Source organism: Rhizobium sp. SG570, from assembly GCF_012275345.1.
In the GTDB taxonomy this organism is placed as follows: domain Bacteria; phylum Pseudomonadota; class Alphaproteobacteria; order Rhizobiales; family Rhizobiaceae; genus Rhizobium; species Rhizobium lusitanum.
The window spans coordinates 120,155-131,963 of sequence record NZ_JAAZQI010000010.1 but is presented as its reverse complement, the minus strand read 5'-3'; the positions used below and the strand labels follow the sequence as shown (position 1 = coordinate 131,963).

General features: G+C 58.9%; 6 protein-coding genes and 3 pseudogenes. 8 read left to right on the top strand and 1 reads right to left on the bottom strand.

Annotation, left to right across the window (positions count from 1 at the left end; all coding sequences use genetic code 11):
• Positions 1-4: 4 nt before the first annotated feature.
• The gene (locus FHT28_RS20470) at positions 5-1,330 is read right to left on the bottom strand and encodes an ABC transporter substrate-binding protein (RefSeq protein WP_168597189.1); all 1,326 of its coding nucleotides are present in this window, start codon (positions 1,328-1,330) and stop codon (positions 5-7) included.
• A 576-nt stretch (positions 1,331-1,906) separates the two neighbouring features.
• On the opposite strand from FHT28_RS20470, the gene FHT28_RS20465 reads away from it, so the two are divergent.
• The 8 genes and pseudogenes from FHT28_RS20465 to FHT28_RS36870 all read left to right on the top strand — a co-directional run.
• Entirely contained in the window at positions 1,907-2,896 is a 990-nt protein-coding gene (locus FHT28_RS20465; protein ID WP_047563198.1) for an AraC family transcriptional regulator, read from the top strand.
• A 58-nt stretch (positions 2,897-2,954) separates the two neighbouring features.
• Positions 2,955-4,163 carry an MFS transporter gene (locus tag FHT28_RS20460; RefSeq protein WP_047563200.1) on the top strand — a complete coding sequence of 403 codons (1,209 nt, stop codon included), beginning with the start codon at positions 2,955-2,957 and terminating at the stop codon, positions 4,161-4,163.
• Positions 4,164-4,215: 52 nt separating this feature from the next.
• Positions 4,216-4,395: pseudogene (locus FHT28_RS20455) on the top strand (DUF1778 domain-containing protein); the annotation flags it as partial.
• A 14-nt stretch (positions 4,396-4,409) separates the two neighbouring features.
• A pseudogene (locus tag FHT28_RS36290) lies at positions 4,410-4,562 on the top strand (GNAT family N-acetyltransferase); the annotation flags it as partial.
• A gap of 250 nt (positions 4,563-4,812) precedes the next feature.
• Positions 4,813-5,490 carry an invasion associated locus B family protein gene (locus tag FHT28_RS20450; RefSeq protein ID WP_047641311.1) on the top strand — a complete coding sequence of 226 codons (678 nt, stop codon included), beginning with the start codon at positions 4,813-4,815 and terminating at the stop codon, positions 5,488-5,490.
• A 20-nt stretch (positions 5,491-5,510) separates the two neighbouring features.
• Entirely contained in the window at positions 5,511-7,289 is a 1,779-nt protein-coding gene (locus FHT28_RS20445; RefSeq protein ID WP_168597188.1) for a ShlB/FhaC/HecB family hemolysin secretion/activation protein, read from the top strand.
• The gene (locus FHT28_RS20440; RefSeq protein WP_348645003.1) at positions 7,283-7,900 is read left to right on the top strand and encodes a hypothetical protein; all 618 of its coding nucleotides are present in this window, start codon (positions 7,283-7,285) and stop codon (positions 7,898-7,900) included. The genes FHT28_RS20445 and FHT28_RS20440 overlap by 7 nt, the downstream gene beginning before the upstream one ends.
• 67 nt (positions 7,901-7,967) lie before the next feature.
• Positions 7,968-8,885 (top strand): annotated as a pseudogene (locus FHT28_RS36870) (filamentous hemagglutinin N-terminal domain-containing protein); the annotation flags it as partial.
• Positions 8,886-11,809 lie beyond the last annotated feature (2,924 nt).

Genomic DNA, 11,809 nt, shown 5'->3' with positions numbered 1-11,809 from the left:
AACACTAGATCTTGCCGTCGTCCTTGAAGACTTCCGACCAGTCCTTCACCAGCCCATCGAGCGCTTCCTGAGCGGTGCCGTTGCCGGCCACGACATAGTTGTGCACGCGCTTCTGCATATCCTGGAGGAGGGTTGCATAGCTCGGCTCGGCCCAGAAATCCTTGACGATCGCCATCGAGTCCAAGAACGCCTGGGCATAGGGCTGGCTGGAGGCAAAGTCCGGCGCGTTCACGACCGATTTCAGGCAGGAGTAGCCGCCAAGTTTCCACCATTTAGCCTGGACTTCAGGCTGGGCGAACCACTTGATGTACTGCAGAGCGGCGTCCCTCTTGTCGGAATAGGAGACGACGGAGATGCCCTGTCCGCCAAGCTGAGCGAAATGCTTCTTTTCGGCAGGATTGGGGAAGAAGCCGATCTTGTCGCCGCCGACCTTCTCGTCCTTGTAGAGGCCTGGCCAGGTAAAGGCGAAGTTCATCTGCATCGCGACTTGGCCGGATTTGAAGGCATCGGCGGACTCGACCATGTAGACGTTGGAGCTACCGGGCGGGGTGCAGCAATCATAGAGTGCCTTGTAGAATTCCAGACCTTTCACCGCATCGGGCGAATTGACGAAGCCTTGCATTTGATAGGGCTTGTCCGGGTTGTCGTACTGGAAACCCCAGTCGTACAGCACGTTCGTCACGCCCATGGTGATGCCCTCAGAGCCGCGTTCGGTGTAGATCGACGCCCCATAGACGGTTTTGCCGTCGATTTGACGCTTCTGGAAAAATTCGGCAATCTGCTTCAGCTCGTCGTAGGTCTTCGGCGCCGAGAGATCCCAGCCATACTTTTCCTTGAATTTCTTCTTCAGTTCCGGCCGCTCGAACCAGTCCTTGCGGTAGGTCCAGCCGACCACGTCGCCCATGGCAGGCAGCGCCCAGTAGTTCGGCGTATTCTTCGGCCATTCTGAGTAGCCCACCACCGTCGCCGGCACGAAGTCATCCATCTTGATGCCTTCCTTGTCGAAGAAGTCATTGAGCTTGACGTAGTGACCGTTTTCCGCTGATCCGCCGATCCACTGGCTGTCACCGATGATCAGGTCGCAGAGTTTTCCGTGGGAGTTCAATTCGTTGAGGAAGCGGTCCGCGTAACTCGTCCAGGGCACGAACTCGAATTTCATTTCGGTGCCGGTCTTGGCAGTGAAATCTTTTGAGAGTTCGACAAGCGCGTTCGCCGGGTCCCAAGCAGCCCAGCAGAGTGTCAGTTGGTCGGCTTTTGCGAGATTGGGCAGCGCTGACGACATGATGAATGCCGAGGCCAACCCGATAAGAGCTTTCGATTTCGTTTGCATAAGTTCCTCCCAGAACTAAAGGCCGGCCAGTTCCCTGCCGACGTGCAAGCTCACCACTTTCAGAGAATGCCTACATGAGCTCCCCAATCTTCATGTTTAGCAATATGTTTAGTGATAGACATTTTTATAAACATTGCAAGTGACAATCGTTGTTGCAGTGCACATGCGTACGGGACGCACCCGGCCGTCTTCTTCGGCCGGATCCCAATTGTCGTTGCCGAAGGCGTCTCTCTCCCGCTTGGATTGCTTCCGGCTCTACCGGCGCGTGGGCCTGCAACGGTACGCTCGCCTGAGAACAATCGAGCGGTGCGGTTCTCATCCCGGCGCCAGATAAACGACGAATAAGAGCGAATTCGGCATCGTAAACTTAACGTTGCGAAGTCAGGAGCTGGGTTTCCATTTGGTGCTGACGGTCGCAGGCAGAAATGCGCCTGAAGTGTTTCGCTATTTCGAATCAATTACGGGCTGCCGTGAAACAGAAATCGGACGAGTTTCATATGGAGTTCAACAGCAAGGCGGTGGTGCCAAGTGATTGTTTCCCTTGCCTGTCGGACGTTCGGCATATATATTGGTAAAATGCCTATCAATTCATCCGAAGCATCTTCACATTCACACATTCCGATGGATGCGCTGAGCGAAGTTTTACAAGACTTTCGCCTAAGCGGAGTCAGCTATGGTCGCTGCGAGCTGCGACATCCGTGGAGCATCGCTTTTCCGCAACAAGCGTTTCTTCGCTTTCACTTTGTCAGCCAAGGTCCATGTTGGATCCATACCGAAGTAGAGGGTTGGCAAGAGTTGCGCGAGGGCGATCTGGTGCTGCTTCCGCAAGGCACCGCTCATCGGCTTGCTAGTGCGCCGGATGTTGTCGGGGACTCGCTCGATGGTTGCCAGGTGACCAATCTGGGGAGCAACGTGTGCGAAGTGGTGAGAGAAGGAACTGGCGCGGCGAGCACTCTTTTCTGCGGCTCCATGGCCCTAGGAGCTTGTGCGCTAAACCCTCTGATCACGCTGATGCCACCGATCATCAAGGGCTGCGACGTGGCCGGCAATGACCCAATTGTGGGACCCTTGCTAGCGGCTATGACGGCGGAGGCGGCGCAGCCACAAATGGGCAGTGCCACCATCTTGTCACGAATGGCCGACCTGCTGACCGCCCGGCTCATCCGCTGTTGGGTCCATTGCACTGGTGCCTCGACCACGGGCTGGCTTGCCGCCATCCGCGACCCTCATATCGGCCGCGTCCTCGCGGCCATGCACCGAGACCCTGGCCATAACTGGACCCTCGAAAGCCTCGCCGGCTTGGCAGGTCAATCACGCTCGATTTTCGCCGAGCGCTTCAGCGCTATATTGGGGGAAGGACCGGCACGTTATCTCGCGCGTCTTCGCATGCAGCTTGCCGGTGAGTTGTTGGGCCAAAATGGTATGTCGGTTGCCGAGGTCGCAGCCCGTTTGGGTTATGAATCCGAAGCATCATTCGCTCGCGCGTTCAAGCGCATCACGAACGTCTCGCCGGGTGTTGTGCGTCGCACAAATTCCGGACGAATAGACATTAATTTCGGATTCTAAGATACATTTCATCCGAATGGATTGGTCTATGAAGGTATCCAAACCTTGGAGATCTTCAATGACGGATACAACAATACAGCTTGATGGCGCAGCGCAGGACGTTGATGCTATCGCGCCGGTCGCATGGAGCGCGAATACCTGGTTCGCGGTTCTTTCGCTGGCAGCAACCAGCTTTGCCCTGGTGTCAGCCGAATTTTTGCCGGCAGGCCTGTTGACACCGATGGCGCGCGATCTCGGCATCAGCGAGGGAACCGCCGGGCAGGTCGTCACCGCGACGGCCTCTGTCGGCGCCGTGACGGCCTTGTTGAGCAATGTTCTTATCGGAAGATTGAATCGCAAGACAGTGCTTGTTGGTCTCAGCGCCCTGGCAATCGGCTCCAATATCCTGGCGACGGTGGCGACCGATTTCTGGATACTATTATTGGCCAGAGCGGGGCTGGGTATCGCTATCAGCTCTTTCTGGGCACTTTCAGTTGCAGTCGTCGCGAGACTGGTGGGCGCCAATGCAACAGGTCGGGGCATGGCTATCGTCACCCTCGGCGTCTCACTCGCTACCATCGCTGCACCGTCGATGGGGGCGTTGATCAGTGACTGGTTGGGCTGGCGGAGTGCCATGGCGATTACTGCAGGACTGGCCGCGATTGCCATGCTGCTGCAGCTACTCAGCCTGCCGACTTTGCCTGCAACGACAAGCAACAGTCTTGCCGATGTCTTCAGGCTAACTCGGCGTCGTGGGGTTCAGCTCGGTATGCTTGCTATTCTTGTGCTGATGACAGGGCATTTTGCCGGCTCGGTTTATGTCCGCCCCTTCCTCGAACATGTGACCCTCCTCACAACTGGCCCAATTGCTCTGGCGTTGCTCGGATTTGGCATCGCTGCGGTCATCGGTAACATCGCAGGCGGTCGCATGGCCGACGCCAATATCCACATGGCTCTCGCAGTCACGTCCGCATTGATGGCATTTGCGGCGCTCGCATTGGTACTTTGGGGTTCCCACATCGGCGTTGCGTTCGGCTTCGCTACGCTTTGGGGTTTTGCGTTTGGCATGGCTCCTGTCGTGCTGCCAACCAACTTATCCCGCGCAGCGACTGATGCGCTGGAAGCAGCGGGCAGTCTGATGGTCGTTTCCTTCCAAGTCGCTATCACCATCGGCGCCGTTGTCGGCGGTTATGTCGTAGACACTTATGGCGCTACGGGACCCTTGGCTCTAACTGCTGCGCTTGGCGCATCGACCCTGGCGCTGGCGCTGCTACAACCCCGCAGTTGAGCTTAGCTTCCGGCGGAGAAACCAGACGCCAATCTGCATGTCGATGCGATAAACGGACTTCATGCTAGAGGCTTCAGGGCGCCGCAGCGAGGAGGCGCTGCTTAATCCTACCATATTCACGGTCAGCCCCGAAATCTATGCCGAATACCTTGCCCGACTGGATGCGCCCACGCAGCCCAATGAGCGCTTGAAACGCACCATGTCGACCAAAGCGCCGTGGGATGAGTCGTGACTCTTAGCGCACCCATCCCACTGGCCGGTCATCACGAGCCGGCAGAGTTCAATTCCAACGTCCCTGACCTGGATGACTGGCTGCGTCGCCGCGCTCGCACCAATCGGGCAGGTGGCACGTCGCGTACCTTCGTCGGGTGTGAGAGAAGCCGCGTCATCGCCTATTACGCACGCAAATTTATTCAATTACTGAACGTTCGTGTTGCAGATTCTACACTCATATCGAAAAACGAGCGTGTGAAGAGCCTATGTGTACGCTACTTTTCGCTGTACTTTTTTAGGAATATGCTATTGAGCGGATTAGGCCCATGATCGGCTACACCGCTTTCAGGTGCATCTTCATGAATTTTGACCGACATGCCGATCGAGCAAGGGGCGCCTTGCGCGAGCGAATGGCTTTGACTTTGGGTAGTTTTGTATGTCCCGCGCGAATAAGTCCCTCTCCTTCAAGACCCTGACATCTGTTGTGTTCCTTTCCTCGCCGCTGTTTGCATTTTCCGCAATCGCGCAAGAACAGCCTACACCCGCGGCTGGCAATACGCCTTCAAGTACTGGTTCCGCTGAAGGGACCGCTGCCGCGGCGAGCGAACAACAGCCGGCACCTCAGGCCCGGGTTCAGAAATTCGACGACTGGTATTATCGTTGCATCGATGGAAAAGCTGCGGACGGCTCGGCAACGACGAGCTGCGAAGTCGCGCAAATTGCGACGGTCAAGCAGGGCGATCAGGACGTTAACATATTGACGCTGGCGGTCGCCAAGGCGCCGGCTCCTGCCGCAACAGACAAGAAGGCAGCGAAGCAGCCTCCAAACGAGCTGGTTCTGACGACGCTTGTACCGCTCAACATGTATCTGCCTGCCGGCATCGGTATCGATGCAAGTGACAAACTGGTCGTGCAACTAGCTTACCGCAACTGCAACCAGGCTGGCTGTTGGGCGCAACAGAAGCTGGACGGCAAGATGGTGTCAGCACTTGCCAAAGCTACGGATGGTACCGGTCACGTGCAGATGATGAATGGCCAGAAGGTCAACATCAAATTCTCGTTGAAGGGATTGTCTGCGGCGTTGGACGCATTGCAGAAGCCCGCCTCGAAGTAAGCGGACGGCGGGAATCGCTCATGACACTGGCTTTAAGGCCGTCTCCTCTGCAGAGCGGCCAAGGCTTTTCGAAGTCGTCTTTCGTTGTGCCGTTTGCCGTCGCATTGCTGTCGGTGGTCCTGGCTTCGTCCCGGGCTGTCGCGCAGCAATCGCCGAATGACGACTTCGCGCGCCGTCAGGCGCAGGAAGCCGAACAACAGCGGTTGGAGACCTTGGGCCGAATGACGCCGAGGCCCACACAGGCCGAAGCTCAACAACCGGCAACATCAGGCGGCCAGAAGGCCGGTCCATGCTTTGAGATCACCGATGTCGAGGTCGAGGGGATGAAGCAGTTTCCGGCCGCCACCATCGACAAGGTGACCGCAGGTTATGCGAACCGTTGCGTCGGGCTCAGTGAGATCAACGGGCTACTGCGCGACCTGACGCATCTCTACCTCGACAAGGGATTCGTGAGCTCGCGTGTCTACGTGCCGGCGCAGGACATTGCCAAGACCAAGACGCTGCGCCTGGTCGCCGTCGAGGGCACGCTGTCCGACATCTACATCAACGGTAAACCGGCCCCTGGCTCGGGCGTGCTGGCAACGGCCTTTCCCGGCATGAAAGGTGAGATCACCAATCTGCGCGACATCGAACAGGGTCTCGACCAGATCAACCGCCTCTCGTCCAACAACGCCAAGACCGCGATGCTGCCGGGCAAGACCGACGGCACCTCGATCCTCAATGTCGAGAACAAGCCGGACCACCAGTGGCATCTCTCCTTCGGCAACAGCAATCTCGGGCAGGAACAGACGGGGTATTCCAAGTCCTCGGCCACGGTTGGCTATGACAATCTGTTCGGCATCAACGATCAATGGAACTTTTCGTACGAGCATAGCGGCCCGGATTATCCCTGGCGGAACGATGGCGTGGGCAAGAGCAACAGCTATTCCGGCAATGTCAGCGTGCCCTATGGCTACTGGACATTGTCGCTGAATGGTTCCTGGTATGGCTATGACAGTTCGGTCCCCGGCAATTTCGGGCCGCTGAAAACGTCTGGTACCAGCAAACAGGTTGGCATCGGCGCCGATCGCGTGATCTTCCGTGACAAGGATTCGATCACCACCCTGAACACAGGCTTGACCTACAAGGAAACCAACAACTTCCTGCTCGGCAACAGAATAGAGGTCGGAAGCCGCAAGTACACGGTCGGCGATCTCGGCATCTCCCATTCCCGCCGCATGCTGGGCGGGCTTTGGGTCTTCGATCTCTCCTATAGCCAGGGGCTCGATCTCTTTGATGCGGTCGCGCCCGGCGATGTCGGGGCTGGAGACGCCGATCCTCGCTTCTCCAAGTTCACCGGCACGATCACCATGACCCGGCCGTTCGAGCTCGCCAGCCAGCGCTTCGAGATCAACTCGATCGTCACCGGGCAATATTCGCCCGATAATATGTTCGGGGCCGAGCAGATCTCGGTCGGTGGCTATTCCTCTGTGCGCGGCACGCGCGAGACCATGCTTTACGGCAATAACGGCTTCTTCGTCCGCAATGATCTCGTCTGGCGCACGCAACCTTTTTCCGAGAATGCTGAGCTTGCGAAGATCCTCGGCGAGTTCCGTCCCTATGTCGGTCTCGATTACGGACGGATCGCTTCACAGGCCCGCTACCAGATCGATGGTGGCGACATGTTCGGCTGGACGGTCGGCGCCAAGCTCGCCGGCGGCAATGTCAATTTCGATATCGGCTATTCGGATGTCTTTGGCGGCACGGTCAGCCGCCGCGACTCCGGGCTTCTGTTTGTCAGTACGTCAGTGAGGTGGTGAAGGAGATGGTGAGTCACGTGTCAACAATTGTATTCAAAAATACCCCAAAGCGGTTTGTGCACAACGTGAAGCTGCTTGCGGTTTTCGCGCTGGCGGCGATCGTCAGCGCCTGCCAGACCGCGGATCCTCGGCTGGTGACGGCATTGCGGAGTTCGTCCATCACGCAGATTCAGCTCGAGACTGCTCCAGACGTCAACATGGGCGGATTCTTTGACAAGAAGAAGCCCGATCCGCAGCTGTCGAAAGTGGTGCAGACCCTCGAGGCTTCGCTAAATCGTGAACTTAAAGGTCTGCCCGGTGGAAAAACACCCGGGAAACTTATCGTGACATTGGGCATGGTCGATCTCGCCAGCAATGCCGGCCGTATCATCCTGGACAACCACAGCAGTATGTCGGGGTCAGTCCGCCTTCAGGATGCAAAGACTGGACGTCTCATAGCCGAAACGACTGTCTATGTTTCGGAGAAGGGCGTGCGTGGCGAAGGGAACATCGGCGTCTTTGTCGCCATGGCAATTAACGCGGCACAGGTTTCCCGGCAGAAGGATGCTCTCGCCCATGAGCTCTCCGACAAGTTCGTCAGCAGCGTAAAGACGTGGCTCATGCAGAAGTAGGAAATTCTGTCGTCGCAAGGGACACCCGATAAGGGCAAGACCACAGTGCCAGGAAGTGGACGAGAAGATGAGCAACGGAAGACACGGATTGTCGAAAAAGATTGATCAACCGGGTAGACTCGCCCGGCAATCGCTTGCGACGGTGCTGAGTGCGTTGCTTGTCTTCCAGCCGATGCTGGCGAATGCGCAATCCGTTTCTGCGGCCGGATCGGCACCATCAGCCAATCAGCCGAGCGTCGGCGCGGCGCCGAATGGCGTGCCGTTGGTCGATATCGTCACTCCAAACGGGACGGGCCTGTCGCACAACAAGTATGACAACTTTAATGTCGGTGCGCCGGGCCTAATCCTCAATAATTTCAACGGTGAAGTTGGCACGTCGAACCTCGGCGGCGTTACTCCCGGCAATCCGAACCTGAAGAATTCCGGTCCAGCCTCGGTCATCCTCAATGAGGTGACGAGCGGTAATCGCTCCGCGCTGAATGGTCCCACTGAGATTTTTGGTGGTCGGGCTGATGTCATCATAGCGAATCCTAACGGAATCACATGCGCCGGCTGCGGCTTCATCAACACGCCGTATGCGACGCTGACGACGGGCGTCCCCAATATCGGCGCCGATGGCAGCCTGACCGGCTTTACAGTCAACGGCGGCGATGTAACGTTCGAGGGGGCAGGGGGGAATTTCGCAGCCGCTCCCGGTGCTGTCGACCTGTTCGACGTCGTTGCCCGCAACATCCACGTCAATGCACCGATCTACGGCAAGACCCTGCGGCTGACGGGTGGCGCCAGCCAATACAACTATGCCACTGGCGAGGCCACCGCGCTGACCGCGACCTCTGGCACGCCGGAATATGCCATCGACGGCACAGCACTCGGCGCTATGCAGGCCGATCGTATCAAGGTCGTCGTCACCGAGAAGGGTGCCGGCGTCAAGATGAGCGGCGACATGGCCGCCAATGCCGGGGAGCTTTCGCTGTCGGCCGACGGCAAGATCTCGATCGGCAATGCCTCCGGTCGCGATGGCGTGAGCATCACCTCGAAGCGCACTGTTGCCGCGGCCAAGGCGACGTCGAAGCAAAAAGTGGCGGTCCAGGCCGACCAGGGCATCACCTTGCAATCAGTTGCTGCCGACAGTGACATTGTCCTGACAAGTGGTGCTGGTCTTTTGAGTGTGTCAGGCGACATCAACAGCGGCACCACCGTGCAGATAAGTTCGGGCGGCGGCATTGCGGCTGGCAGCGTGACGGCTGGTAACGGTGCAGCGACGCTTGTCGCCACCGCCGGTGATATCGCGATAGCGGGCGCGGCCAACAGCACCGGCGACCTCACTCTGACCGCCACGGCCGGTTCGATCTCGGCTGCTTCGCTGCTGAGCAACCAGACGATCGCCTTGAACGCCGGCCTCGACATTGCTGTTGCCGGTAACGTACTGGCGCAAGGCAACATCAGCGCCAGCGGCCGGTCGGTGTCCACCGGCATGGTCGTCGCGGGCATCAATATTGCTGCCACCAGCGCCGACCCGAGCGGCAATGTCGTGCTCGGCTCGGCCGGGAATCTCAGCCTGACGGCGACGGGCGGCAATATTACTACCGGTAATCTGCTGTCGGCTGAAAGACTCAACACGAGTGCGACCGGCAATATGGTGGCCGGTAACATCCAGACTACCGGTGATTTCACGGCGACCGCAGCCTCGCTGACATCAAGCAACATCACGTCGCATGGGGCGATCACTGTCAACGCATCGACCAACGCGAGCGGCCAGATCCTCGGCGCCGGCAATATCCTGATCTCTGGGGCTGCCATTCAGGCAAGCGCCATCGCCTCCGGCGTTGACTTCGCCGCCACCAATGCGGCTGGCGGTACCCTCGCTGTCGGTCCGGTCGGCACGCTCGATTTGACCGCCACGACCGGCAATATCGTCGTCGGCACGCTCCTGTCGGCCGGTGATCTGAATGTTCGGGCAGCACTGCTACAGGCAAACACTCTGACAGGTCACGGGAATGTCGGCGTAGATGGTGGCGTCCGTGTCGCCAACCAATTGCTCGGAGCCGGCAACATCACCATCAACGGCAACGCCAATGGCGTCAGTGCCGGTCTTCTTGCGTCCGGCGTTGACTTTGCAGCGACCAAGGCGGCTGGCGGCAATATCGTGGTGGCGAGTAGCGGCGATCTGAGGATCAACGACAGCGCTGGCGCGATTCAGGCAGGCACCATCTTGGCGGCCGGCGCGATCAATTCCACCGGCCAGACCATCACCGCCGATAGCATCACCGGCCATAAGAACATCACGCTTTCCGGCGCCACTGCCGTTACCGGCCAGATCCTCGGCGCCGGCAACGTCAGCGTCTCCGGCCCGACTATCGCGGCCGACGCCATCGTCTCGGGTGTCGACATCGCCGCCACCGATGCGGCGGGCGGCCGCATTGCCCTTGGCCCGGCGGCAACAGGAACCGGCAATCTGACGCTCGCCGCCTCTGGCCTGCTCAGCGCCGGCACGCTGCTGTCGGCAGGCAATCTAGATGCCAGCGGCGCGACCATCACCGCCGGCAATGTCTCGTCGCATGGTGATCTGACGCTTAAAGGCGCCTCCGGCACGACGACCGCGAGCGGTCGCGTGGATGTCAGTGGCCAGATCCTTGGCGCTGGCAATGTGTTGATCAGCGGCCAGAGCCTGTCGGCCCAGACGGTCGTCGCCGGCCTCGACTTTGATGCCACCAATGCGGCAGGGGACAATATCGTTCTTGGTCAGTCCGGTGACTTGACCATCGCGGTCAATGGCGCCCTTGCTGTGCCGACCATACAGGCAGCCGGTATCATCGACGCCCATGCGGCATCGATCTCCGCCAACGCGGTCACCGGTCACAAGAACATTGCCCTTTCCGGCGCAACCAGTGGCGTGGACATCGATAGTCAAGTCCTTGGTGGCGGCGATATCAGTGTTTCCGGCTCCAGCATCAAGGCCGGTACCATCGTCTCCGGTGTCGATTTCGACAGAATGGCAGCGGCGAACGGAACCATCGTTCAGGCGTTAAGTGGCGATCTGACACTTGCTTCAAGCGGATCCATCGACGCCCGCACGCTGCTGTCGGCTGGCGATCTCTCTGCCAGCGGTGCGACCGTGGCCGCCAACACTGTCACGTCCCATGGCGATGTCACCCTTGACGGTGCGACCGGCACGACGACCGCAAGCGGTCGCGTGGATGTCAGCGGCCAGATTCTCGGCGCTGGCAATGTGCTGATCACTGGTCAAAGCCTGTCCGCCCAGACGATCGTCTCCGGCATCGACTTCGACGCCACCAATGGGGCCGACGGCAATATTGTTCTCGGCCAATCCGGGGATCTGACTGTGTCAGTGAACGGTGCGGTTACGGCGCCGACCATACAGGCGGCCGGCGCCATTGATATCAGTGGCGCGACCATCACTGCCGATGCCATTACCGGCCATAAGGATGTCACCCTTGCCGGTGCCACGACAATTGATCGCCAGATCCTTGGTGGAGGGGATGTCAACATCTCCGGACCAAGCATCAAGGCTGGGACGATCGTCTCCGGCGTCGATTTCCTCGGCACGGCCGCCGCCAACGGCAACATCGTCCAGACGACAAGCGGCGATGTTTCGTTGACGTCTTCGGGTAATATTACCGTCGGTACGCTTTTGTCGGCCGACGATCTCAGTGCCGCCGGTTCGACCATCAGCGCTGATGGCGTCACGGCCCATGGCGACGTCAGCCTTGATGGTGCAACCAACGTCAGCGGCCAAATCCTTGGGGCCCGGAATGTTCTTATCACGGGCCAGAGCCTGTCCGCCCAGACGGTCGTTGGTGGCATCGACTTCGACGCCACCAACGCGGCCAGTGGCAATATCGTTCTCGGCCAGGCCGGCGACTTGACTGTGTCAGTCAATGGCGCTGT

Excerpts from the sequence above, each read along its gene's own strand:
- FHT28_RS20445 (WP_168597188.1), top strand. The coding sequence starts at position 5,511 with ATGACACTGGCTTTAAGGCCGTCTCCTCTGCAGAGCGGCCAAGGCTTT.
- FHT28_RS20465 (WP_047563198.1), top strand. The coding sequence starts at position 1,907 with ATGCCTATCAATTCATCCGAAGCATCTTCACATTCACACATTCCGATG.
- FHT28_RS20470 (WP_168597189.1), bottom strand. The coding sequence starts at position 1,330 with ATGCAAACGAAATCGAAAGCTCTTATCGGGTTGGCCTCGGCATTCATC.
- FHT28_RS20460 (WP_047563200.1), top strand. The coding sequence starts at position 2,955 with ATGACGGATACAACAATACAGCTTGATGGCGCAGCGCAGGACGTTGAT.
- FHT28_RS20450 (WP_047641311.1), top strand. The coding sequence starts at position 4,813 with ATGTCCCGCGCGAATAAGTCCCTCTCCTTCAAGACCCTGACATCTGTT.